Source organism: Hahella sp. HNIBRBA332 (genome assembly GCF_030719035.1).
Lineage (GTDB): Bacteria > Pseudomonadota > Gammaproteobacteria > Pseudomonadales > Oleiphilaceae > Hahella.
Window position 1 is genome coordinate 3623016 of record NZ_CP132203.1, and the last position, 26078, is coordinate 3649093.

A 26078-nucleotide genomic window follows, 5' to 3' on the forward strand; every position below is an offset into this window, starting at 1 on the left:
ATTGCGTCCTGGAATTAGCCCAACCAGACCCTCGCGTTACGGAACATCCTCATCCATGCGCCATCTTCACTCCAAGCGGAAGGACGCCAAGAGTTAGCAACTGCACGGAACACCCTTTCTGGATGCGGCATCATAACAGTGATACGCCCATCATCATTACACACCGAGGTGATGCCCAGCGGAGAGCCGTTAGGATTAAATGGATGCGACATGGTGGGACGGCCATAGTTATCCACAAACCGTAGCGCCACATTTTTTTGAGCCATTAAAGCCGATGCGCCTTCAGGGCCCACTTCCGCCAAACCTTCTCCGTGCGCCACTGCGATAGGCATCATGGACCCCGCCATCCCTTGGAACAATATGGACGGCGAGTCCAACACCTCCACCATTGCAACACGGGCTTCGTACTGTTCTGAGCGGTTACGCACAAAGCGCGGCCAGGAATCCGCCCCCGGTATCAGCTCTTTCAGGTTTGAAATCATCTGACAACCGTTACAAACGCCCAGTGCGAAGGTGTCTTTGCGATGGAAGAACGCCTCGAACTGGTCTCTTGCCCGAGCGTTAAACAATATTGATTTGGCCCACCCCTCGCCAGCGCCCAAAACGTCGCCAAACGAAAAGCCGCCGCACGCCGCCAAGGCTTTGAACTGACTCAGAGAGACCGCGCCGGACAGAATATCGCTCATATGTACGTCAACCGCGCTGAAGCCGGCTCTATCGAACGCCGCCGCCATTTCAGCCTGACTATTAACGCCCTGCTCTCGCAGCACTACAATTTTTGGCTTGGCGCCGCGATTAACGAAAGGAGCCGCAATATCTTCGTTGACATCGTAAGTAAGCTTGGCGCTCAAGCCCGGATCGTTGTCATCATCAATGGCGGCAAACTCCTCGGCCGCACACTCGCTGTTATCCCGCATGGCCTGCATACGGTAGCTGGTCTCAGCCCAGATTTTTTGCAACGTCGCCCGGCTATAACCAAGAACGGTTTGTCCTTCATGCTGAAATTTGACTGATTGATCCGCATGAGGCTCACCCAATACGACAACATGATCCGCCAGCCCCGCGTCAGCAAAACAGGCTTTCACATCCTCAACATGCTCTTCGGACACCTGCACCACAGCGCCAAGCTCCTCATTAAACAACTCGCGAGCGATATGAGTGCGGTCTTTTACCAGACCATCAAAGCAAATAGTCATACCACAGCGACTGGCGAACGCCATTTCACATAAGGTAGTGAATACGCCACCGTCGGAACGGTCATGATAGGCTTTGAGTTTGCCCTCGCTGTTCAGCTTCTGGATGCATGCGAAAAAGGCCACTAACTCTTCAGGGTTATCCAAATCAGGAGCCACTGCCCCAACAGAACGATAAACCTGCGCCAAGGCAGAACCGCCCAGTCGATTCTTGCCTGCGCCCAAGTCTATAAGTAACAGCTTGGATGGCGCGGATAGGTCCATTTGCGGCGTCAATGTCTTGCGTACATCCTCAACCGGCGCGAAACCACTGATAATCAGGGACAGAGGCGCAGTCATGGACTTTTGCCTCTCGCCCTCTTCCCATACCGTCTTCATGGACATGGAGTCTTTGCCGACAGGAATGGTGATGCCCAACTTGGGGCACAGCTCCATACCTACAGCTTTGACCGTTTCGAACAGGGCCTCGTCTTCACCGGGATGCCCGGCTGCGGCCATCCAGTTCGCAGACAGTTTAATGTCCGACAGCTTTTCTATTTTTGCAGCGGCGAGGTTAGTAATCGTCTCACCTACCGCCATACGACCGGATGAAGGAGGATCAATCAGCGCAATCGGCGTTCTTTCCCCCATCGCCATTGCTTCGCCGCGATAGGTATCAAAACTTGCGGTAGTCACCGCCACATCGGAAACCGGCGCCTGCCATGGACCCACCATCTGATCTCTGGAGACCATCCCCGTCACAGAGCGGTCGCCGATAGTGATCAGGAAGCTCTTAGAAGCGACACTGGGCAACCGGAGAATTCTCTCCGCCGCCTCTTTAAGATCCAAGGTAGTGGAGTCAAAAATGGGCTTGGTGAAACTCTTCCGCTCAATAGTGCGGTGCATTTTTGGCGGCTTGCCAAATAGAACCGACATAGGAAGGTCTACCGGACTGTTAGCAAAGTACTCATCAGAGACTTGAATCTTCAACTCTTCCGTCGCAGAGCCTACCACTGCGTATGGGCAACGCTCGCGTCGACAGAGCTGATCAAACAACTCCATATCCTGCTCAGCAACCGCCATGACGTAACGCTCTTGTGATTCGTTACACCAGATTTCCAGAGGCGACATGCCAGGCTCATCGTTAGGCACGTCACGCAGTTCAAACAATCCGCCGCGACCGCCATCTTTCACCAGTTCAGGCAAAGCGTTGGACAAGCCACCCGCACCCACGTCATGGATAAACAGAATGGGGTTGTCATCCCCCAACTGCCAGCAACGATCGATCACTTCCTGGCAGCGTCTCTCCATTTCCGGGTTATCCCGTTGTACAGAGGCGAAGTCGAGATCCTCCTGACCAGCGCCGCTATCCATTGAGGACGCTGCTCCGCCACCCAGACCGATCAACATCGCAGGGCCGCCTAACACGATCAGTTTTGCGTCGACAGGAATATCTTTCTTTTCCACATGGGAGGCGCGAATGTTGCCCATGCCGCCAGCGATCATAATTGGCTTGTGGTAACCCCGCCATTCAAGACCGTTTACGCCAGGCACCTGCTCTTCATAGGTGCGGAAGTACCCACATAGCGCCGGCCGGCCAAATTCATTGTTAAACGCAGCGCCGCCAATCGGGCCATCCAGCATGATTTGTAATGCGGACACAATGCGTTCTGGCTTACCGTAGTCCCCTTCCCAGGGTTGCTTGTAGCCTGGAATATTAAGGTTGGAAACGGTAAAGCCGGTCAGGCCCGCTTTGGGCTTTGCGCCGATACCGGTGGCGCCTTCATCGCGAATTTCCCCCCCAGACCCCGTGGAGGCGCCGGCGAAGGGAGAAATTGCCGTAGGGTGGTTATGCGTCTCCACCTTCATAAGGATATGGATATCTTCAACGTTATATCCATAAACCTTGGTTCGATGATCAGGGAAGAAACGCCCGCCCTGACCGCCTTTAATTACCGCTGCGTTATCGCGATACGCCGAGAGTACGTCTTCGCCACCCTGCTCATAGGTGTTGCGGATCATGCCAAACAGCGAGTGCGACTGAGCTTCGCCATCAATTTCCCAGGTCGCATTAAAGATCTTGTGACGACAGTGTTCTGAGTTCGCCTGAGCGAACATCATCAATTCCACATCCGTTGGGTTGCGTCCCAATTCAGTGAAAGCGCTGGTGAGATAATCGATTTCATCTTCCGCCAGAGCCAGCCCCATTGAGCGGTTAGCTTCCACCAACGCGTCACGGCCATCAGCGAGGATATCGACGGTCGTCATCGGCTTGGGCTCGGCATGAGCGAATAACAGCTCGGCTCCCGCAATTTCATGAAACACTGACTGCGTCATGCGGTCGTGCAATATCGCAGCGATCGCAGCGCGGCGTTCGCTGCTCAATTGTTCTGAGCTGCCAACATGGTAGGCCACGCCTCTCTCAATTCGGCGAATCGCCGTAAGTCCGCAGTTATGGGCGATATCCGTCGCTTTACTCGACCATGGAGAAATCGTACCGGGACGGGGAACCACCAGAAACAGAGTGCCGCTTGGCATTTCGCTCTGTCCTTGCGGCCCGTATTGAAGCAAGCGATCCAGAACGGTGCGTTGTTCTGCGGAAAGGTCTCCTTCCAAATCAACGAAGTGCATGTATTCGGCATACACTGACTGGACTTCAGGAGCCTGTTCCTGGATATTCTTGAGTAGTCTTTCGCGCCGAAATGGGGAGAGGGCTGGTGCGCCACGGAGTTCAAACATATCTCTGACTGATGGCCTCTAGGCTGGAAAAAAGAGGCGCTAATGATAATAGATATCAAGCCATTGAGCCACTTTTAAGAGGCCTGCCCATGAGTGCGATGGTTGCTTGCGGGTTAGCCCGAGCCAGTGACGCTTTGTACATAAATCGACAAGATTTTTCACAGTTTAACTACAGTTAACTTGCAACCTGATTTGTTACTGTTAAGTATTGAGCCCCTTTGTTTATAACCGGAACTGATATTGCTTGCTTCAGCCTGCACTCATTCATGGCGAACAGGACGTTTCCTGAACAAACTTATTAGGAGCGGTATTCAGACGCTGACCGCAGCGGCGCTTATCGTCAACCTGAGCGCATGCAGTCGCCCCACTACGCTGGAGAAGATCGAGCAAGAGGGCGCCCTCCACGTTATCACCCGCAATGCCCCCACTACATACTATGAAGACAGGGATGGCCCCGCCGGGTTTGAATATGAGCTGGCGAAAAAGTTTTCGGAATATCTCGGCGTCGAGTTGCGACTGCGGGTCGCCAGCGATCTTGACGAAGCCTATACAGTCCTGGAGCAGAACTACACCAACCTGGCCGCCGTCGGTTTGAGTCGCCTGGCGGCTTCCGCACAGAGTCCCAGTCTCCGCTTCAGCTCAGAATATCTGGAAATCCAGCCCCTGGTGTTGTATCGAAACGGCAGTGCCAAACCGAAGCAGCTTGACGATCTGATTGGGGGCAAATTGATTATTCCCGCGCAAACGGCGCAAGCGGAGTTTCTGCGACAGGTTAAAGACTCTCGCCTTCCCGATATGGACTGGTTGGAGGCGGCGGACATGGAAACGTCCGAGATCATGCGCCTGATAGAAGAGGGAGAATACGAATACGCCATCGTTAACTCCCGGGAATACGAGATTCACAAAGCTATGTTCCCTCGTGCGCGGGAAGCCTTCCCTTTAATGGAGCCATTGCAAATCAGCTGGATTTTCCCCCCCGGCGAAGACATGTCTCTGGTTCAAAAAGCGGACGAATTCATCAAACAAATCAAGGAAGACGGCACACTTATCTATCTTCAGGAGCGCTATTTCGGGCACGTAAATCAACTGAATTACGTGGGTGCGCGCACTTATATCAGCCATATCAAGGACAGATTGCCAAAGTTTGAGCCGACCTTTAAGCAGGCATCGGAAAAGTTCGAAGTCGACTGGCGCCTGCTGGCTTCAATTGGTTATCAGGAATCTCACTGGCGCCCGTACGCCACCTCTCCCACCGGAGTAAGAGGCCTGATGATGCTGACGCTACCCACCGCCAAGGAGATGAACGTCAAAAATCGGCTTAATCCTGAGCAGAGCATCTTCGGCGGAGCAGGCTATTTCAGCCGCATCAAGCAGCGCATCTCTGAGCGTATCGCGGAGCCAGACCGGACTTGGATGGCGCTGGCCGCATATAATGTTGGACTCGGACACCTGGAAGATGCTCGCGCCCTGGCGAAAATGCAAGGCATGGATCAGGACAAATGGATTGACGTCAAACAAGCACTGCCCCTGTTACAGCAGAAGAAATGGTATGTGAAGACTCGCTACGGTTACGCTCGCGGCTGGGAGCCCGTGCATTATGTGCAGAATATCCGTCGCTATTATGACGTCCTGGTATGGATGACTCAGCCTGGCGCTGAAGACGGCAGCGTCGCCCAAAATGAAGACGCCCCAACGTCTGGCGCCGATGGCGTGACAGAGGAAGCGCCCGCGATTCCCGCTCCGTTCCGCGTCACTCCTCCAATGCTTTAGGGCCTCTTCTCAACAGTCCTCAAAACTCATCTGCATCAGCCTTCACCGCCTCATTGATTTCGTCAAAATTAAACCCTCTCTGTAACAGATAACGCTTCTGTTTCTGTAATTCGAGCGGGGTTTCCGGGCGCTCTCGAAATCGCTTACTCAGAGTCGTCTCAGCACGCTCAAACCAGTCCACGCCGGACTCCGCAAACGCCTTTCTGATCAAGTCCGACTCCACGCCCTGCTGCTTCAATTCCGCTGAAATTCTTATAGGGCCATAGCCTTGCCCTGCTCTATGCCGGACCAGAATCTCCGCGTAGCGTAAATCGCTCAGCCAGTTATTCTCCAACAGATGAGCGATCACCGCTTCCACAACGTCTGCACCTGCACCCCCAGCCTCAAGTTTGCGCCGAAGTTCACGCTCAGCATATTCCCGACGAGCTAACAATCTTAACGATTTCGCCAAAAGCGCCTGTTTTATTTTTTCAAAATCAGGGTTGGCTGAAGCGTCCATAATTAAACCTTAAACATATTGATCAGTATGCAAACAGTCTGACGCCCTATTAAAGGCGGCGGATTTACGCCCGACCCTTTCGAGACGCCAACAACGAGAGTAGACTATGCTGTCGCGCAAATGAGCATAGCGCGAATGGTGACCAGATCGCACGTCCGCAGCGACGCAGTATGCCGCCAGTAGTCTTTCCGCAAGAACTCAAGGCCCGATAATTGAACTTTCAGGAACCTTTCATGCCGACCCTGCTAAACAAGCTATTCAAGCCCAAGTGGCAAAGTAACAACCCGCAAACCAGGTTGGACGCAATCAACGAACTTGATTGGAATATACCAGAGCAGCGCAGCATCCTCGAACAGGTTATCGCAAAAGACTCCGAAGCCGAAGTGCGCCAGGCGGCGCTGAAAAAAGTGATAAAAATCGAAGACCTGCTTAAATTCACCAACGACAAAGATAAAGTCGTTCGGGATGCCTCCAAGGCGCGCCTGCAATCACTTGTGCAAGACGCATCCAGCAATTTCGACAACTTTGTCGCCCAAAATCTTAAACAGGCCTCCGATGAACTGCTGTTCACCATTCTCGGCGCACTGAACGAGGAAACCCAGCTCCCGGCGTTTCTACAAGCGCTTGGCGATAACAACTCCCCGATGCTGGAAAAAATCGCCACCGAACACCATCTCAGCAAAGTTCGCATGAAGGCGGCGGACCACATCCAGGAACCCAGCGCTCTGGAGCGTCTCGCCAAAGTGGCGAAAAACAAAGATAAGGGCCTGTTTCAACTGGTCAAAGGCAAGCTGAAACAGGAAAAGGACCAGGAAAAGCAAGAAGCCGCCGCACGCCAGGAAGTCGAAGCTTTTTGCCTCACTCTCGAAAACCACGCAAAGACAGACGTTACCCGCTACTATCCAGAAAAACTGTATGCGCTGGAGCGAACACTCCATACATTGACGACCGCGCGCTTCGTCGACTTACAGCAACGCATCCAAAGCGCACTGGACACTTGCCGCACCAGAGCCAAAGCAATGGAGGACGAAGCCAAGGCCACCGCGCATGAAGAAGCGCAAACGCAAGAGCTGCAGTCAGAGCGTGACGCCACCTGCTCTGAGCTGGAAAACACCATCGAAAAGTTACAGGCGGCGCCCCTGAGCACGCCCAGCGAATTATCCGCCTTGGATGCGCTGATAAAGACCCAGGAAAACCGTTGGCTGGAAGCGACTCGCGACCACAAAGTCAGCAAACACGAGCAAAAGCGTTACCAAGCCGCAATGGGCGAAGTCCGCCACTACTACTCCTGCCTGCACAAGCTCAGCAACCTGCAAGGAAATCTGGACGCATCGATCAAACAGGCGGAAGAATTCAAAGAGAAAGGCGACAGCGAATCCAAAGATAGCCGTCAGACCCTGAAAAAGATTCGCCAAATGGTGGATGAGGTGGAATGGCCATCCGGCTACCAAAGACCTTCGCTGTTGTCCAGGGCGGCGGAATTGATGGGTGAAATCCATACCATTCAGGCTCAGCACATCCAGGATCAAAAGCGTTTAAAGCAAGAAGCACTGAAGAATATTCAACAATTAAGCGATGCGATTGATGACGGGTCTGTCAAACGCGCTCTTAAATTAAATAAGGACATCGCTCGTACATTGGAACGCCTTCCCGCCAAGATCGCACACGACCTGACCGCTCGCTTCCGTCTGGAACAGAAGCGCCTGGAGGATCTTAAGGACTGGCAAGGTTTTGCTACCCGTCCCAAGCAGGAAGAGCTGTGCGAACGCATGGAGCATCTGGCCGATCAACACCTGGAGCCGCACCTTAAAGCTCAGCGGATTCGCGAGCTACAAAAAGAGTGGCGCACACTCGGCGGTTCCTCCGATCAATCGCTGTGGAACCGCTTCCGCGACGCCTCCGAAAAAGCCTATGAGCCATGCCGGGAGTTTTTCAGCGAGGAAGAAAAGCTCAAAGAGGTTAACCTCAATAAACGCCAGGAAATTGTTCATCAATTACGCAGCTTCATCGACTCCGTGGACTGGGACGCCCCAGACTGGAAAATGGTGGACAAAATCAATCGCAAAGCGCGGGAAGAATGGCGTCAGTACTACCCGGTTGATCCGCAACACGGCAAGCAGGCGCAAAAGCATTTCAATGAATTGCTGAAGTCCCTGGATGAACGGCTCAGCGGTGAAAAAGCGCGTAATCAGGCGATTAAAGCCGACATTGTTAAACGCGCAGAAGCCTTGATCGCGGAGGAGGACATCCGTACCGCCACCCATCAGGCCAAAGCGTTGCAGAAAGAATGGCAATCAGCAGGCATTACCGATCATCGTGAAGACCGACGCCTGTGGAGCGAGTTCCGCAAAGCTTGCGACCAAATCTTCGGTCGCCTGAACGAGACTCGTCAAAAGCATCATGAAGAGCAGCAACATAACGTACAAAGAGCAGAAGAGCTGGTGACCGCCGCTATCGCGCTGGCGGAGCATCCAGACGACAGCACGGAAAGTGCTCTGGCGTCGCTGTCTGAAGCCTTCAGCGACTTGGGGCACTTAGGCGATCACGGCAAGGAGTTGCACGGCCGCTTCAAAAACGCTGTGAGAACCTGCCGTAAAGCATTGGAGCAGCGCACTCGAACGTCCTATATCCATTATTGGGGCGGCATCCTTGATAACGGCGCGCACATCCGGACGCTAACAGATGCTCAAAGCGTTGAGTGGCCGACTGAACTGGACGAGCTGCAGGCGCAGCATAAAGCCCAGTTTGAAAACGCGCTATCTCAATTCGCACAAGCGGGAAGCCTGAATGAGATATCGCAGGACGAAGCCCGCGACCTCGTTCTTACTGCGGAAATTCTGGCGGAAATGGAAAGCCCGGCGGAGGAAAAAACCCGGCGCATGCAGCTGCAGGTAGAGCGACTCACCGCCGGCATGCAGCAATCCGCACCGTTGGAAAACCCTATCAGTAAGTTTGAGCAGATCGTCCTACAATGGGCGACCGCCAAGACAGCAGACAGTGACGCCGCGCAGGACCTGGATAAACGCTTACGTACAGCTCTTGAGGGCATTGTCGTCAAGTTACAACCACACCCTCATCGCGACTGATTCGCGCTTATAAAACCAAAGCCTCGCCGCCGCTAATCAATGCGGCGGAGGGCTGCGATGAAACTTTCCTGTAGCCCAACCTCAAAGCACTTAGTCTCGATGCCCTTCTTTTACGTATGTAACCGCTTTGCCGACCGCGCTAACGACTTCCTCCTGCATCTTCAAAAACTCATCTGAAGAAAGGTAGAACGCCATATCCACACCGTGGCGAAAGTAACGGGCGGGTAAGTGGTTTAACGCAACACAGACAGCGTCGGTCAGAAAGTCCTCATCGGGCTCCTGCCCTTCCATTTGCTTGGCCAGCTCCTCCAACACTAATTTTTCATAGTAGTTATAAACATTGTCGAGAATAGACATAGCGCCTCCTGATAACCCCTTTTCATCTCACACCTGCAGTCAGATTCCGGCGAACAGCCATGACCCATTTTTGACCTTCGCTCCGAATTAATAATAGACCAGACCTTTCGCCCCGCCATTGCGGGCTCGCGTATCTGAGCAAACTGTATGTTTTCGCCAATGGGGTTGTTTGTTCCTGTCATTTCTCCGCAAAGGCCCCTCGCATAAGGTGAATAACGTCATCAGCGTTCAATAAAACAAGAAGGTACGATTCATGGACACAGACGCTTTCATCTATGACAGTGTTCGCACGCCGCGTGGTCGGGGCAAGAAAGACGGAGCCCTTTACGAAGTAAAACCCGTCAACCTGCTCGCAGGGATACTGAGCGCCTTGCAGCAACGCAACCAGCTCGACACTCAACAAGTGGACGATATTGTGATGGGGTGCGTCACGCCTGTCGGCGATCAAGGCGCGGATATCGCCAAAACCGCCGCTCTTGTCGCCGGCTGGAGTAATGAGGCCGCAGGCGTCACGCTAAGCCGCTTTTGTGCGTCAGGCCTGGAGGCAGTGAACCTTGCTGCAATGAAGATCCGTTCCGGATGGGAGGATCTGGTGGTTGCAGGCGGTGTTGAGTCCATGTCCCGGGTTCCTATGGGCAGCGACGGCGGCGCCTGGGCGCTGGACCCCGCGACCAATCTACGCACCCACTTTATTCCGCAGGGCGTCAGCGCCGACCTGATCGCGACGATAGAGGGATTTTCCCGCGCGCAGGTGGATGAATTTGCGGTGAAATCTCAACGCAAAGCCTCAGAAGCAAGAAGCCAGGGGCTCTTCAAGAAGTCCATTGTCCCAGTAACAGATCAGAACGACCTTATCCTTCTGGAAGAAGACGAACTGATTCGCCCGGAAACCTCACTGGAGGGACTGTCGCAATTGAAGCCATCTTTCCAGATGATGGGAGAGATGGGATTCGACTTTGTGCCGAAAGAGAAGTATCCCTTCGTTGAACGCATAAGCCATGTGCACACTCCCGGTAACTCCTCCGGCATTGTCGACGGCGCAGCGGCGCTCTTGATCGGTTCAAAGCAAAAAGGCGCTCAACTGGGCTTGAAGCCCCGCGCTCGCATCGTTGCCACGGCTGTCACCGGTTCCGATCCTACGATAATGCTGACCGGCCCCGCCCCCGCCACCCGTAAAGCGTTGCAGAAAGCGGGGTTGTCCGTATCCGATATAGATCTGTTTGAGGTGAACGAGGCTTTCGCCGCGGTTGTCCTTAAGTTTCAGAGAGAAATGGCCGTACCTGACGACAAGGTCAATGTAAACGGCGGGGCCATCGCCATGGGGCATCCTCTCGGCGCTACAGGCGCCATGATCCTCGGTTCATTGCTGGACGAATTGGAGCGCCGTCAACTGCGATATGGTCTGGCCACTCTCTGCGTAGGTGGAGGCATGGGCATCGCCACCATCATCGAACGACTCTGAACAGCGCGTCGGACACAACTACCGGACAATGACAAGCGAGAGATGACATGACTGCCATACGCTACGAAAAAGACCAAGAAAACATCGTCCTTCTGACCATGGACATGCCCGGCCAAAGCGCCAATACAATGAATGCGGAGTTCCGCAAAGCTTTCCGCGACACTCTGCAACGTCTGCAGCAAGACAAGGAACATATTGCTGGCGTCATTATTACTTCAGCGAAAAAGACCTTCTTCGCCGGCGGCGACCTGAGAGAGCTGATTCAGGTCAATAAAGAACATGCCCAGGATTTTCTGGACATGCTGACAACCAGCATTACCCAACCCCTCCGCCAACTTGAACTGTTGGGACGACCGGTCGTCGCGGCGATCAATGGAACCGCCCTGGGCGGAGGCTGGGAACTGGCGCTGGCCTGTCATGCCCGTATCGCACTGGCGGACGACCGGATCGAGCTAGGTCTGCCGGAGGTAACGTTGGGCCTGTTGCCCGGTGGAGGCGGGGTCGCCCGTCTACCTAGATATCTGGGCCTGGAAAAAGCGCTTCCTCTTTTACTGGAAGGAAAAAAACTGTCCCCACCAAAAGCCTTGTCGATGGGATTGCTGCATGAATTAGCCGAAAACCCGGAGGACCTAATTAACGCCGCACGAGCCTGGATAAAAGCCAACCCGTCTCCCCAACAACCTTGGGATACAAAGGGCTATAAAATCCCTGGCGGATCGCCCAGCAGCCCCAAAGTGGCGCAGATGCTGGCGATTGCTCCCGCCATGCTGAAAGCCAAGACCAAGGGTTGCTACCCCGCACCGGAGGCCATCATGTCGGCCGCCGTAGAAGGCGCGCAGGTAGACTTTGAAACCGCCCAGAAAATAGAGTCCCGCTACTTTACCTACCTCACCACCAGTCAGGTGGCGAAAAATATGATTGGAACCTTCTGGTTCCAGCTAAATGATTTAAAAGCGGGGCAAAGTCGTCCGAAAGACATTCCAACACAAAAAATGAGCAAAGTCGGCGTGCTCGGCGCAGGCATGATGGGCTCAGGCATCGCCTACGCCTGCGCGCAAAGAGGGTTGCAAGTCGTACTCAAAGATGTGGAGCAGGCCTCCGCGGAAAAAGGTAAAGCTTACTCCGATAAAATTCTTGCCAAAAAGGTTAGTCAGGGGCGCATGACTGAGCCCCAAAAGCAAGAAGTGCTCGACCGCATTACTCCTACTACGAACGTCAGCTTGATGGAGGGTTGCGATCTCATTATTGAAGCGGTATTCGAAAACAGTGAATTGAAGGCCAAGGTAACCCAAGAAAGTGAGCCGATGTTGCGCCCAGAGGGCATTTTCGCCTCCAACACATCCACCATTCCTATCACTCAGCTCGCACAGGCTTCCAGAAACTCAGAGAAGTTTGTCGGGCTGCATTTTTTCTCCCCTGTGGACAAGATGCAGTTAGTGGAAATCATTGTGGGTGAGTCCACCTCACAAGAAACCCTGGCCAAGGCCTTCGACTTTGTCATGCAAATCGGTAAGGTTCCTATCGTTGTAAACGACAGCCGGGGCTTCTTCACCTCACGCGTCTTTGGCGCCTTCGTCAATGAAGGCGTCGCCATGCTGGCGGAGGGCATTCATCCCGCCGCCATCGAAAACGCCGCGCAGCTTGCAGGAATGCCAGTCGGACCGCTTGCTCTGTCAGACGAAGTCAGCCTGACCTTGATGACTCACATCAGAGATCAATCCCGCAAGGATGTTGAGGCGAGTGGAGGAAAATGGTCCCCTCACCCCGCAGAGCAGATAATTGACGCAATGGTGAGCAAGTTTAAACGCAAGGGTAAAGCCGATGGCGCAGGCTTTTATGAGTACCCCCCAAAGGGCGCTAAACACCTGTGGCCACAGCTTGTTGAAAAATACACCGACATGACGAAGACTCAAAACAGTGAACTGCAAGAGCTGAAGGACCGCTTACTGTTTATTCAGTCGCTGGAAACCATGCGTTGCCTGGAGGAAAACGTGTTGCGCTCGGTTAAGGACGCCAACATTGGCAGTATATTCGGCTTGGGCTTTGCTCCCTGGACGGGGGGCGCCATCCAGTACGCCAACCAATATGGCTTGCGCCAGTTTGTCGAGCGCGCCAACTATCTGCACGACCGCCACGGAGAACGGTTCGCACCTCCCGCGTTATTGGTGTCACAGGCGGAGAAAGGCGCAGTATTCGAATAGCGTCCATTCCACCCACCGCCCTCGACTAATCTATTGCCGCATCTTCCAGCACAGCCTGTTGCTCGCTGGAAGATGCGGGTTGCCGTTTGGAGAAATACGAAGCCGTAGCCTCCCTATTCCCACTCCCCCCAAAAGCGCCGCATACTTACTTTTCTATCAATCCGCTCTCTGCATCATCGCGCCTAGCGCTTATCCTGAGCGCCCCTTCACACCTTGGGCAATTAGCGGCCATTATGAATAGATTGTCATTTGCTTTTTTGCAACCCAGCATTGACTCTAGAAACTAGGTGTGTGTAAAGCTTCATCGGCATTTCCAGCATATGCAGACTGAATTCAGCTTTTGATTGTCCGTCATTGCAAAGGCTTACAATTGGTGATGAATAGATACTAGTTGGAACTTCGTATCTGGCCTACAATCAAAGTGTTAATACTGTATAAAAGCTGTGGAGTATTTATACCCTTGCACAATTATCCCGGATTTAGTCGTGAATAAGTTTAAACATATGTTTTTGTTACAACGCCGCAGTCTCTACGCTGTCCTGTTTACCTCTCTGTGCTCACTGGCGCTGGCCGGTAACGCCGCCGTCGCATCTGGAGCCAAGACGGAGAACCCGGACTACCTCAACCTGGTCCCCACCGCGGACCAGGAAAAAGCCAGCAGGGATATCGCCAGGCAACTGCAGTACGCTCACTACCGCAGCCTGAAAATTGATGGCGAAGTATCCTCAGAGGTGTTGGACAACTACATAAAATATCTCGATCCGCAGCGAATCTACTTCATCCAAAGCGATATCGACGAGTTTGAAAACTACCGATATCGACTTGATGGAGCCATCAAATCCGGCCAGCTTGATCCAGCTTTCCGCATCTATAATCGCTTCCAGTCACGCATTGTCGGCCGCTTAAACCATATTACCGGCATTCTCGACACCGGCGTTGACAAACTGGATTTCAAAAAAGACGAAGAAATCCTCATCGACAGAGAGGAAGCGCCTTGGGCGAAGTCTGAAAGCGAGCTGGATAGCCTTTGGCGCAAGCGCCTGAAGAGCGCCATATTGAGTCAGCGCTTGTTGGGCAAAACGGATGAAGACATCAGCAACGGCCTGCGTAAACGTTACGAAAGTCAGCTGAGTCGCATCAAGCAGTCCCGCTCAGAGGACGTATTTCAGGCGTATATGAATGCGCTGACCAATATTTACGATCCGCATACCCAGTATTTTTCACCTCGTAACTCCGAAAACTTCAACATTAACATGTCTCTATCGCTGGAAGGCATAGGCGCTGTTTTGCAGTCGGATAATGAGCATACCAAGGTCGTCAGACTGGTACCGGCGGGTCCAGCCGATAAGAACGGCAAGCTTAAGCCCGCTGACCGCATCGTTGGCGTCGGCCAAGGCGATAAAGGCGAGATCGTCGATGTCGTGGGCTGGCGTCTGGAGGAAGTGGTAGACCTGATCCGTGGTCCCAAAAAGTCCACAGTCAGACTGGAAGTTATTCCCGCCACCGCCAGTAACGATTCAGAAACCCGCATCATCAACATTGTGCGCGACAAAGTGGATCTGGAAGATCAATCAGCCCAAAAACACGTCCTTAACATCAACCGGGGCGGGCGCGAGTACAAATTGGGCGTTATAGATATACCCACCTTCTACGCCGATTTCCGCGCCATGCAGGCCGGAGATCCTAACTATCGCAGCACCACGCGAGATGTAAACAAACTTTTGAATGAGCTGAAAGCCGAAGGGATTGATGGTCTGATCATTGATCTGCGTGATAACGGCGGCGGAGCTTTGCAGGAAGCGATTCAGCTGACTGGTCTCTTTATTCAGGAAGGCCCAACGGTGCAAGTGCGTACAGCGGACAACCGCGTGCGCGTTTACGACGATCCTGATGAGCAAATCGCCTACACCGGCCCTCTTGCCGTCATGGTCAACCGCATGAGCGCCTCAGCATCCGAAATTTTCGCTGCGGCCATTCAGGATTACGGACGTGGCGTCATCATCGGCGAGCAAACCTTTGGTAAAGGAACCGTCCAGTCTGTACGCGGTCTGAGTCATGGCCAACTGAAAATCACTGAAGCCAAGTTCTACCGTATTTCAGGAGGCAGCACTCAGCACAAAGGAGTCACTCCCGATGTCATCTTTCCATCCGCTATAGACAAGAGTGAGATCGGCGAAGATGCGCTGCCGCAGGCCCTGCCCTGGGATCATATTGATGCTGTCGCACACCGCAGATATGGAAACTTCTCTCCACTGATTTCAGATTTGGCGAAAAACCATGATACCCGCATGGAGAAGAACGCCGAGTACCAAGCTTTATTGCAAGAAATCGACTTCTTAAAGGACACCAAGGCGCAAAAGACTATCTCCCTGCGCGAAGATGTCCGTAAGCAGGAACTGAAAAAACTGCAGGACCGCGAGCTGGCCTACGTCAACCTGAAGCGCGCAGCCAAGAAAGAGACTCAGTTTAAAAATTACAAAGAGTACGAGGCATATCAGGAAGAGCAATCAGCGCAAGCGCCTTCGAAGAAAGACCTCGATTTTGTAGCGCGTGAGACCGGTGAAATTCTGGTGGACGTGCTAACCATGCAACAACAAATTGCTGACTCAAAAAGCTAATCCCTCCCCAGACGTTAGCAGAAACCAGCTTCTGCTAACGTCATTGACTTCATTTACTTTTTAATCGACAGTGCAACAAGATATTCATCGTTGCAGGTCATCTTATGTCTGGAGACATCCCCAAAAAGTCCAACGCATCACCAGCCAGGACTGACGCCAAGGACAGCGCCTCAATGCCCGCAACGCGCAAGTCGTCAACAAAAGACAAAGCCGCCGCCAAAGCCGATGAGAGCGGCTGGTTTAATCGCATCAGTGAATTAACCTCCTCCGCCCTGAAAATCGCCAAATTAACAACCGACAGCTCCATTCGCGTCGGCAAAACCATCCTGAAAAATCAGGATCAATTAAAGCTTATGGCCGCTGCCGGGCAATCTCTGAAAGACATGCGCGAGGTTGCAGGTCTCACTATCCATGAACTCAGCGACTCCTTAAGCCTCAAAGATAAAAGCCTGTGGGAAGCAGTCGAAAATGGCACAGCGACCATTTCATTCGAACTCATTTTACGCCTGGCAGCTTTACTAGCCCGTAATGATCCTGTCCCTTTCATCCTCAAATATACGCGCACCTATAACCCGGAACTATGGCGCATCCTTAATGACTGGGGCCTGGGACGACTACCGCTTCAGTACGAGCGTGAGCGGAAGTTTATAAACATTTATCGACGTCATGACTCGGCGCGCCAGCTATCCGACGAAGGTTTTGACAAAGTGTTGGAATTTACCCAAAAGGCATTTGAAATGGGCCTGCACTTTGTCGCCGACAACGAACAACTTAGCAAACCGAACAAAGACGCTAAACAGGCGGAGAAATCAACTTCGGAAGATTCACATCCTCCTCACAACGATAAGGCGACTATAACGAAGCCCTCAGACGAGTCTAAAATCGAGAAAGAATAGGGATGAAGTAAACTGTATTTGTCGCGGAGACAGCCGCTTCAAAAAAATCGCGCTCCAAGTAGGGGCGCGATGATGAGCAGAACAAATGCAGTATATTGACGGATTAGTTTTCCTTGATCTGGCTACCTTTCATGGTAATCACGCCGGAAGCTTTAGTATTTACCTTACTGCCGTTAATAGTGATGTCGCCATTCTTTTTCATCGTGATGCTGGCTTTACCCACCTGCAAGGTAATCTCATCCTTAGCAGTGATCTGAACGCTCTTGGCGTCAACAGAGTACTCTTTGGTAATGGATTCGGTATGTTTGCCTTTAATCGACTCAGTACGATCCTTCCCAATCTCCACCGTTACATTTTTACCAACATTCAGTGATGAATTTTCGCCGATGACTTCATCTTTGTTTTTACCGATATCAATACTCTGATTCTCACCAACAGTCAGACTGTCATTTTTACCGATATTGATAGTACGATTCTCGCCGACTTCTTCAGTCTGATTCTTTACGACGCTGATGGATTGGTTATTACCGACGCTTTCTGTATCGTCGTTTTCAACCGTAATGTCTCTGTCTTTTTGAGCGTGGACACGAATCAGCTCTTCGCCTTTTTCGTCGATGAGCATAATTTCGTTATAGTCTTCCGTCCCGCCGCCCTTGGAAGAACGCGACTTAACACCAGTATGGGTCTTTTTCGCTGGCAATTCGTAGGGAGGCATTTGCTCCGCATTGTATACGCTCCCGATAATCAGAGGACGATCCGGATCTCCTTCAAGGAAGGAGATCACCACCTCTTGACCAATTCTCGGAATATACTGCGCGCCCCAGTTCTTTCCGCTCCATATCTGCGCAACACGGATCCAGCAGGAACTCTTGTCGTCTTTCTTGCCCAAGCGATCCCAATAAAACTGAACTTTAATACGGCCAAACTCATCGGTGTAGATTTCATCCGCAGAGGGACCCACAACCAACGCCGTTTGTGTACCGCTTATTACGGGCTTTGGCGTCTTTAGAGTTGGACGCATAATGGTTGTACTTGGCGCACATTGAAATGAGTTGGAATAATGCGGGGCTGATTCAACGCCAGCTCGATAGCTCCCCTCTTCTGCGTTATGCGTCACGCTAGCGACAACATACTTTTCTTTGCTTTCCTTCGAGTCAGGATGGACCCCTACGGTAAAGATATAGCCGGAGCACATTGAGGGGTAATTGCTTTCTGCATTAACCAGTGAGTAGCCGCTTTCTAATGTTTCCATACGGGTCTTGGCGTAACCATCGCCTTCCCCTTTCTGTGCGTACTCGCCAGGGTAATCATAAACTTCAAACTTACTGATATTTGGCAGTTTGACCTTAGTCCCCTGGAAAACCGCCAAACTAGTGGCGGGAGTTTCGAAGTTATAATCCGTTAGAGAAACTTTTCCGCTGACAAGCTGGTACGCATGCTCCCAACTGCTGATTTTGAATTTGGTGTGAGCGCCATCAGTAACATCCAGAGAAGACTCCGAAACCGATTCATATCCTTTGGCGTTATCACTAAGCACTAGCGTATGTTTGCCTTCTTCGTGCTGGAAGTAGTAATAAATCCCCTCTTCCTCCAACAACCGTGAGACGAAATCGAAATCGCTTTCACGATATTGAACGCAGTAAACCCGGTTTTCATATGTTTTCTGCAAGCGCCAGCTCACATCTGAAAAACCTAATTCGCTAAAGACTTTATCAATAATTTTTTGAACGGTCAGTTCCTGAAATATCCGGCAGTCGCGACGATACTTGAGCAGAGAAAACCAAGGAACCATCTTGAGTCTGTACTCTCTATAGTGGTTCTCTTCAATCTGGTGCGCGGACATCTGGGTTACGATGCCCGAAAAGTGCCTGGGTTTACTGGGGTCCGCATGCACGCTGATGGTAACTTCTTTACCAACGATAGCGTTTGGATCAATGTTGTAATCTGTACTCCAGACCGTCGCTGTCGTTTCAAACGGCTCTGACAGGCATTCCGTTACCTTAAGTTTTTTCATTACAAGCACATCCGCCCCTAACGGAGACTTAATCGTCAGGAGCTGTTTATCTTGCTTCGGTCCCGCCATGGTCTAACCCTTCCATCAGCATGATTAATTTTTGTCGCCTCATCTTGATTGATTAGAGGCCAAGTTCAGATTCAGTTTTCTGCAATTCTATATGACCGCCGCCCATCTTGCATAAATCAAGGGCGAATCACTTATCAACCATTACAAACAGAGCGTCAAAACTAATTGAAAGCCGTCAGTAATACCTGATTTTTTTACGGATTTTTGGACGCTGACTTTTGTGAGAAGTCATACACAGAAGGTATGAAATGAAGAAGCATCAAGAAAGTTCATCCCTCTGCGCCCTGGCTATTTACCAAGCCAAAGAGCCCTGATTCCACGCTGGCTTGCACGGTAACAAATGCAACGACATATTAAGCAAATAAGCCTCTGCGCTGGACACCCGGCACTAGAAACCGCGTCGTAGATTCTATCTGATCAAAGATGATGCCTACACCAGCCATAGGGATGAGATTCTAAATCTACGTCCAACATAAGTAGAGCAAGCTGATAGGGAAAGTTTCGCCCAAGCATCCCAAAGGGTCTAGGCCATACCCCCTCTTGCCCCATCATAACAAGACAAATACCATTTCCTTCCAAAAACACAATTGCACTAGCCCTTAGGGCATTATTGAACACAGGTTTAAGGAGTAACAGTGAATCAGACGTCCCCTTCGCAGAAGGTCGTTAACGACTTATTCCGCATCGCGGAGTTGCTGCGCTATACCGAACAGATAACCCCTTACGGGTATGCCTGGCTGATGGAGTTTTGCGCAAATGTAGAAGCCAAAGAGGATGAACAACAATTCGGCGCGCCCATTCCCTCAATTCGGCCATTGACCGGCAACGCGCCAGAGCCTTCTGCAACAGCTCTATTATCCCGCCGAAACGGCTAATGAAATTAAAAGTACGGATCTATTAAACATACGCCAAGGATTTGGCTTTTACCTTAAACGCCAGAGGCGACCTGAAGCTCCTTTTTAATCGTCGTCATCCACTTCGCAAAATCCGCATCCAAGGATTTCGCCTCATCTTCCATCCAGTCTTGATAATCTTCGTAACGCCCGAGCCGAAACCATTGCACCAATCGTTCAACATCATCTGGATGCTGTTCGAACATGTACCTTACCGCCCAATAACCCCAATGATAGATACGCGACTCATCGCTACTGTAGTTAGAGTGTAATATATCCGAAAAGCGCGCCATTTCTGTTAAGGCCGCTTCTTCTGCGTCTGGATAATGCTCCAACAAGGCGATATATTCGGCGACGCCTTCGGCCCACCAGACATTTCCTTCAACATACTCCGACTCCAAACCATACATGGTGTATCGTCCGTCCAGATAATGCACAAACTCATGATCTAAATTCAGCACCTGATGGGAGTCTGAAACATCCTCAGACTGGTAAGCCAAAACCCGCGCCTGGTTCGCTTCATCAAAAGGGTCGCCCTCATAGAAAACGCCGCCAGCGGTCACAGCATCGGAATCAAACAATAGCCATCCCAGATCAACGAATGTGTCTGAGTCTTTAAATATAACCATTTCCAGAGTGTCATTCTGGTCGTCAGCAACAGGCTCTCGTTCACTGCTCAGCATCTCGTGGAAGATGTCTTCGCGCCGTGACAAAGCCTCACAGGCGGAGTCAAATTGATCCTCCGTCATGGATTGGGCCCTAATTATGACCGTCCCGACACACGCGCGCTCACGACGAAAAATAACGGTTTCGACTCGCTTTCTAAAGTCACAGGCGTTGTACAGTCTACAGTTCGCCTTGTCGTAATAATCCACTGAGCCGGCCAGAATGCTCCACACATTCGCCGTGTCACGGCTCAGGTCATACCTGTTGATCAAGCTACGTATGAAGTGACCTGTATCATCCTTTATCGTTTTATATTGCAAAAAGCGTCCGAGTTCTTTGACGGCATTCATCAATAGATACTCACGGCCGCCTACCAGCCACGAATCTTTATCAACAATGAAGCGATAGAGTGCATTAGGAAACTGCGAATCATGAGAGGCAATGTCGACAAAGGCGTCATTGTCATGGCCTTTATAGTAGATATTGAAAAGCTCGTTTAACGCCGAATCATAACGCCCACTGGCGCCGGTCAATGAGCCCAGTTTCTCTAGCCAGGAGACCGAGTCATTGACGACCGCTCCCTGATTATCGGAACTGTTTACCAGTTTAAAAGACAACTCCGCCAATCGGGCGCTACCTGTTCCGGCAGAGCCTTGCAAAGCATTATTGGCAACTTGGACGACAGCTATCGCAACCTGCTTCTGCAACGCCTTTCCATATAATTTCTTCTTACGCGGGCGGTTTCTCTCCAGCACATATCCCGCATGCAAGTATTGAGTGAGGTTCGTCAGTTCATAGAAGTTATCGTCTTGAAAATAAGATGATTCTGAAGTGGCTGTTTGCGCTACGGCGGACATGTTGGCTTCTGAAAATATATTGAGAAGAGCTTGTTCTTCCATGAAGACCATTTCCCTCACACAACGATGATCCATTCCCCATATAGCCAGAACAAATTCGTCACCCGAAAGCCCCGTCATTCCGTCCAAATAGCAATCAGGCTCACTCTCTTCCTCGTAATAAGATTCATCCTCTTTAGTTCGACAGTATGCCGGCAGCGGCGGGGGTAACTCTGATAGCTTTTCCGGTTGCTCCGAATTGTGTCGAAAATATTTAAAAAGCTCCCCACCGCCCTTCGACCATGTCATTGCGCTGACAGTGAGAATGAAAAAGACAACGCCAACCACAAAGGGGGCCCTAAACCATCTATTCGCTGGCGTCATTACAATTCCTGAAGAGATTTACAACTTGTATAAAGAATTCGTCGCAGATTATGAAAGTACCGCACGGGCAATGAAGATATACCGGTAGAACTTATCGGTCTGTCTAAGAAAAGCATCAAATTGTATCAAAAACGCCAAGCCGATAATGCATTGGTTCAACCAAAGGCTATATCGCCTTACCGCCATACACACGCATTCTATCCAGCCACTGTTTTCGGGATTTAGGGTTTGAATCTTCCACCGCGCCAATCAGAGAGGTTCGGATCGGCGAAACGCCACAAATCCCCAAGATATTGCGTTTTAAGCTTTTTAAGCTGTGCGCGCGATAAAACCAGCGATATACAAACGCAGGCATCCCCATCGTCACGACAACATGCGCCCTGCGTCCTTTCAATAAGCGCCTGGGCCATTTATCGCCGCCGCTTATAGCAAAACCCGGACGCAGCGTCTGCTCCAGAAAAGCTTTTAATATCGCCGGGATATCTCCCATCCACAACGGATAAACGATAAACAGACATTCAGCCCACTGGATTTCTTTTTGTGCGGCGATAATCACCTCCGGCGGAAATTGCTCTTCAAACTCCTGTTTAGAACGCAACCAGGGAAAACTCAGTGTCGCCACCGCCAACCTACGCACCTCATGTCCTGCCGTCTCCGCGCTTTCTGCATATGCGTCAGCCAAAGCGTGACAAAATCGACCTCCCTGAGGGTCTGGGTGCCCCTGAATAATCAAAATGCGCGAGCCCATCTGCTGCTCCCTGAGAAACTAAACATTCTCTTATATTCTCTCGATAAACCATGATAGGCATTTGTTGCTGGTCAATATTCAACTGTTTCGCTTGAACTAGTGGAGCCCTATGTGAGTTTTCATCTTAAACCTCAGTCACTTAGACATTTTTTCTTTACTTGCCCACACCATTACTGTATACATAAACAGACATGGATAAACATATAGTGTACACTGATTTTATCAGACCTTTTTGGGGTCGCCGGAGGGTGGAGTGATTAAGCTAACCAAGCGTCAGGAGCAGGTTTTACAACTGATTCGCGAGCATATTGAGGAAACGGGTTATCCACCTACTCGGGCGGAAATTTCCAATCGCCTGGGATTTCGCTCCGCTAACGCTGCGGAGGAGCACCTGAAAGCTCTGGCGAAGAAAGGCGCTATAGAGATGGTTCCCGGAGCCTCTCGCGGCATCAGGTTGCCAGCGACGGAAACGCAAAATCAGGGGATTCCAATTGTCGGCCAGGTTGCAGCGGGTTATCCCATTCTGGCCCAGGAAAATATTGAAGAATATTGCGACTTGCCTCCGTCCTTCTTTACTCCTTCCGCCGATTATTTCCTTCGCGTCAAAGGCATGAGCATGAAGGACGTGGGAATACTCGACGGCGACTTACTGGCGGTGCACCGCACGACTGATATCCATAACGGACAAATTGTCGTTGCGCGTATTGGCGATGAAGTGACCGTAAAGCGTTTTCAGCGCCAAAAAAACAAAGTGCTTTTACTGCCGGAAAACGAAGAGTTTGAACCAATCGAAGTGAATCTGTCGCAACAACCGTTGGACATCGAAGGACTGGGCGTCGGCGTTATCCGCCGCTAACAGGGAACGAAGCGCCGACTGCCCTTGCGCGGGCAGCCGGGGGCTTTAGTGTACGGTTTTCGGTTTCTCTTCCGCCTCAGACTGGCGAATTGCCTCTTCCCGCATATCTCCTACCAGTTTAATCGCCGCATTTATCATTGCATGCGCAACGGCTGCGTCATTTTCCGCCAGATATGCCTTGGCTTCCTGACCGAAGCTGATTTTCACCAAATGTTCGCTTCCGCCCCCCATGGGTTGCAAAGCGAAATCACCATTCGGCAATTGAACAATTTCAAAGAAGCTTGATGCCATTTCCAAATCTCCTACTCGTAAGTTCTCACTGAAATGTTTTCCATCGTCCCAACACCCGGGAGCGAACACATCAGAAAACTAGCCACAGGCGCCTCATACATTTTCCTAAGCTGTTATCAGTCGAGGCCTGAGAGGGTTTCTTTCATTCAAGCTTACCTCTACCACTCAAAACTGTGCTCTCTCATCTCGTTGATGAACGCCTGCATGGACTCCAGTATCGCCGTTAACTCCATTGCATATGGAGCGGACGTGGCGGCGATAATATTTTCATTCTGCGGCGTTTCATTTTTTCGGGGGCGAGATATTTCCCCAAATTGTTTCAGCAGTTGAGCCAGCCAGGAATCAGGTTGAGCCGCCGCCAGTTTCATGCTGATTACCTCTGGCGATTCGACTTCCAGCTGGCCTTCCAAGTCAGCGAGCGTCTCAACCTTAACTTTGATGCGACGCTGCTCCGCAAGCTCATTCAAGAAGCCGACATATGCCTGCTGCAGAAAACGCAAAGCCGCCCGTCCGGCGCATTGCTTTTCCGCCACCGTTGAGGATGAATCCCTCCACTGCAACTGCAGCTTGGCGAAAAACAGGTTTTCATTAACAAAAGTCAGCCACTTTCCAGACATACCTTAACTCATCAACAATTGCTCTTTATTAGTGTATAGGTTTTTAACCATAAGTTCTTTAATAAAAAATTCCCCTCCGGACTATTTCCTGAGGCGCAATTCCGATTCGTTTAGACGCCTAAATTTCTTACTATTACCCCCCTCATCCGACTCAGGTTTCCACAAAAAATGGCGGTCAACTATCAGCAACCTCTTTCTCATAGCTTAGCATCCGATCCCCAGGCTCGCCCCTTACACAAGTTAACGTTCAGCAGCAACCCGCCATAAACGCTAACAAAGGCGCTAGTGAGAAAACTAGAATAATATTTTAGACTGCTATAATTTTGTCCAGGGAGAGAAAGTAAGGGAACTGTCTGTTACTTTTAGAAAGAGAGTGAGAAAGACATGGCTTATAGCCGTAACGCAAGAAAAAATATAAATAACGCACTGGTATTACTCGTATTTTCACTAATCGCGCAAAACGCCCCAGCTAAGGCGCCGCCGGATCAGGTTGCACGTTTGGACCAGGATCTCACGCCGCTTGGCGCCGAAAGGGCCGGAAGCGAAGGAGGTGAAGTGCCCTCTTGGGATGGAGGCATTAAGCAACCGCCTGCGAACTACAATCCTGACAAATGGCATGCCGACCCTTTCGATGCGGACGTTCCACGCTTCATCATTAACACCGGTAATGCACAGGATTATTCAGACAAGCTGACCGAAGGCCACAAGGCTCTCCTGCAGAAGTATCCCAGTGATTACATTCTGAAGGTGTATCCCAGCCGTCGCAGCGCGTCTTACCCTGACCACGTCTACGCCGCCCTTAAGCAGAACGCCGCCAAGGCGGAACTGATGCCTCGCGGCACGGGCGTTAAAGGCTCATTGATCACCAGTCCTTTCCCGATCCCTAATCAGGGGGTAGAGATCATCTGGAACCATATCCTGCGCTACCGAGGGGAAGAGGCTGCATTTCGCTCTTCGTTCGCCGCCACCCTTCCAGACGGCTCTTACACGCCGGTGACAACCGATTATGAGTATTTCTTTGTGTATGCTCAGCAGCACAATCGGCCGGAAGACATTGACAACAAAATCTTCTATCTCAAGACGGAGGTAGTCGCTCCCGCCAAGCTCGCTGGCACCATGAACCTGGTGCATGAGACGCTGGATCAGATTCGCTCTCCCAGACAGTCCTGGCGCTATCAGGCCGGTGAACGTCGCCTGCGGCGCTCTCCCAACCTGGCCTACGACGCCGAGGCTCCAAATAGCGAAGGCCTGCGCACCACCGATCAGATTGATATGTACAACGGAGCGCCGGACCAATATGAATGGACGCTGATCGCCAAGAAGATCATGTATGTGCCTTACAACGCTTACCAACTGCACTCCAGCAACCTGCGCATGAACGACATCGTGCGTCCCGGCCATATCAACCAGGAGCATGCCCGCTATGAAGCCCACCGGGTGTGGGTGGTGGAAGGCGTCCTGCGTGAGGGGTTGGGTCATATCTATCACAAGCGCCGCATGTACTTTGACGAGGACTCCTGGCAACTGCTGGTTGCGGAGGACTATGACGATAAAGGCGAGCTGTGGCGTGTATCGGAAGCCCATTTGGTGAACTACTACGAGGTGAAAGCCCCCTGGACCACGTTGGAGGTTATTTACGACCTGAAGTCAGGGCGTTATTTCGTCGACGGTCTGGATAACGAAGAAAGGCCTCGTGACTTTGCGCCCGGACTGAGAGACAGCGACTTCTCAACTTCAGCCGTCCGTCGCGCCGCCAGACGCTAGCTTTCTTAAATCAAAACCTACCCAACTTTCTGCCCAGTCCTGAAATAGGTTGACACCTATTCAGGACGGGTCACTCCCACAAAAAAGGCCGCTGATTATAGCGGCCTTTCTATTACTGCGACTTACTTAGCTATACGCGG

At 51.4% G+C, this 26078-nt stretch carries 17 protein-coding genes; 9 read left to right on the forward strand and 8 right to left on the reverse strand.

The window, feature by feature from the left end:
• Positions 1 to 14: 14 nt before the first annotated feature.
• On the reverse strand, positions 15 to 3911 hold the full coding sequence (gene purL / locus O5O45_RS16055; protein WP_305900401.1) for a phosphoribosylformylglycinamidine synthase: 3897 nt from the start codon (positions 3909 to 3911) through the stop codon (positions 15 to 17).
• A 240-nt stretch (positions 3912 to 4151) separates the two neighbouring features.
• On the opposite strand from purL, the gene mltF reads away from it, so the two are divergent.
• Positions 4152 to 5681 carry a membrane-bound lytic murein transglycosylase MltF gene (gene mltF / locus O5O45_RS16060; RefSeq protein WP_305900402.1) on the forward strand — a complete coding sequence of 510 codons (1530 nt, stop codon included), beginning with the start codon at positions 4152 to 4154 and terminating at the stop codon, positions 5679 to 5681.
• Between the two features lie 19 nt (positions 5682 to 5700).
• Here the strand turns inward: mltF and O5O45_RS16065 are convergent, their stop codons facing one another.
• On the reverse strand, positions 5701 to 6180 hold the full coding sequence (locus O5O45_RS16065) for a regulatory protein RecX (RefSeq protein WP_305900403.1): 480 nt from the start codon (positions 6178 to 6180) through the stop codon (positions 5701 to 5703).
• A 233-nt stretch (positions 6181 to 6413) separates the two neighbouring features.
• Between O5O45_RS16065 and O5O45_RS16070 the strand changes: the two genes are divergently transcribed.
• Entirely contained in the window at positions 6414 to 9266 is a 2853-nt protein-coding gene (locus tag O5O45_RS16070) for a DUF349 domain-containing protein (protein WP_305900404.1), read from the forward strand.
• A gap of 90 nt (positions 9267 to 9356) precedes the next feature.
• On the opposite strand, the gene O5O45_RS16075 is transcribed toward O5O45_RS16070, so the two are convergent.
• Positions 9357 to 9623 (reverse strand): late competence development ComFB family protein, encoded by a 267-nt coding sequence (locus tag O5O45_RS16075; protein ID WP_305900405.1) that lies wholly within the window; start codon positions 9621 to 9623, stop codon positions 9357 to 9359.
• A gap of 253 nt (positions 9624 to 9876) precedes the next feature.
• Between O5O45_RS16075 and O5O45_RS16080 the strand changes: the two genes are divergently transcribed.
• From O5O45_RS16080 to O5O45_RS16095, 4 genes are all read left to right on the forward strand, one after another.
• On the forward strand, positions 9877 to 11085 hold the full coding sequence (locus O5O45_RS16080; RefSeq protein WP_305900406.1) for an acetyl-CoA C-acetyltransferase: 1209 nt from the start codon (positions 9877 to 9879) through the stop codon (positions 11083 to 11085).
• 47 nt (positions 11086 to 11132) lie between these two features.
• Complete coding sequence (locus tag O5O45_RS16085) at positions 11133 to 13286, forward strand: 3-hydroxyacyl-CoA dehydrogenase NAD-binding domain-containing protein (RefSeq protein WP_305900407.1); 2154 nt, start codon at positions 11133 to 11135, stop codon at positions 13284 to 13286.
• Positions 13287 to 13771: 485 nt separating this feature from the next.
• Entirely contained in the window at positions 13772 to 15904 is a 2133-nt protein-coding gene (locus O5O45_RS16090; protein ID WP_305900408.1) for a carboxy terminal-processing peptidase, read from the forward strand.
• Between the two features lie 104 nt (positions 15905 to 16008).
• Positions 16009 to 16800 (forward strand): XRE family transcriptional regulator, encoded by a 792-nt coding sequence (locus O5O45_RS16095; RefSeq protein WP_305900409.1) that lies wholly within the window; start codon positions 16009 to 16011, stop codon positions 16798 to 16800.
• A 103-nt stretch (positions 16801 to 16903) separates the two neighbouring features.
• Here the strand turns inward: O5O45_RS16095 and O5O45_RS16100 are convergent, their stop codons facing one another.
• A complete protein-coding gene (locus O5O45_RS16100; protein ID WP_305900410.1) occupies positions 16904 to 18883 on the reverse strand; it encodes a type VI secretion system Vgr family protein in 1980 nt (659 codons plus the stop codon).
• 635 nt (positions 18884 to 19518) lie between these two features.
• On the opposite strand from O5O45_RS16100, the gene O5O45_RS16105 reads away from it, so the two are divergent.
• Entirely contained in the window at positions 19519 to 19758 is a 240-nt protein-coding gene (locus O5O45_RS16105) for a hypothetical protein (protein WP_305900411.1), read from the forward strand.
• Positions 19759 to 19811: 53 nt separating this feature from the next.
• Here the strand turns inward: O5O45_RS16105 and O5O45_RS16110 are convergent, their stop codons facing one another.
• Both O5O45_RS16110 and O5O45_RS16115 read right to left on the reverse strand, forming a co-directional pair.
• Positions 19812 to 21662, reverse strand: coding sequence for a collagenase (locus tag O5O45_RS16110; protein ID WP_305900412.1), 1851 nt, complete (start codon positions 21660 to 21662; stop codon positions 19812 to 19814).
• Between the two features lie 166 nt (positions 21663 to 21828).
• Positions 21829 to 22410 (reverse strand): NAD(P)H-dependent oxidoreductase, encoded by a 582-nt coding sequence (locus O5O45_RS16115; protein WP_305900413.1) that lies wholly within the window; start codon positions 22408 to 22410, stop codon positions 21829 to 21831.
• A 253-nt stretch (positions 22411 to 22663) separates the two neighbouring features.
• Between O5O45_RS16115 and lexA the strand changes: the two genes are divergently transcribed.
• Positions 22664 to 23266 carry a transcriptional repressor LexA gene (gene lexA / locus O5O45_RS16120; RefSeq protein ID WP_305900414.1) on the forward strand — a complete coding sequence of 201 codons (603 nt, stop codon included), beginning with the start codon at positions 22664 to 22666 and terminating at the stop codon, positions 23264 to 23266.
• Positions 23267 to 23311: 45 nt separating this feature from the next.
• Here lexA and O5O45_RS16125 read toward each other — a convergent pair whose 3' ends face one another.
• Both O5O45_RS16125 and O5O45_RS16130 read right to left on the reverse strand, forming a co-directional pair.
• Positions 23312 to 23557 carry a hypothetical protein gene (locus O5O45_RS16125; RefSeq protein ID WP_011395969.1) on the reverse strand — a complete coding sequence of 82 codons (246 nt, stop codon included), beginning with the start codon at positions 23555 to 23557 and terminating at the stop codon, positions 23312 to 23314.
• 158 nt (positions 23558 to 23715) lie between these two features.
• Entirely contained in the window at positions 23716 to 24174 is a 459-nt protein-coding gene (locus O5O45_RS16130; RefSeq protein WP_305900415.1) for a DUF6586 family protein, read from the reverse strand.
• A gap of 555 nt (positions 24175 to 24729) precedes the next feature.
• Between O5O45_RS16130 and O5O45_RS16135 the strand changes: the two genes are divergently transcribed.
• Positions 24730 to 25938, forward strand: coding sequence for a DUF1329 domain-containing protein (locus O5O45_RS16135; protein ID WP_305900416.1), 1209 nt, complete (start codon positions 24730 to 24732; stop codon positions 25936 to 25938).
• Positions 25939 to 26078: the final 140 nt, after the last annotated feature.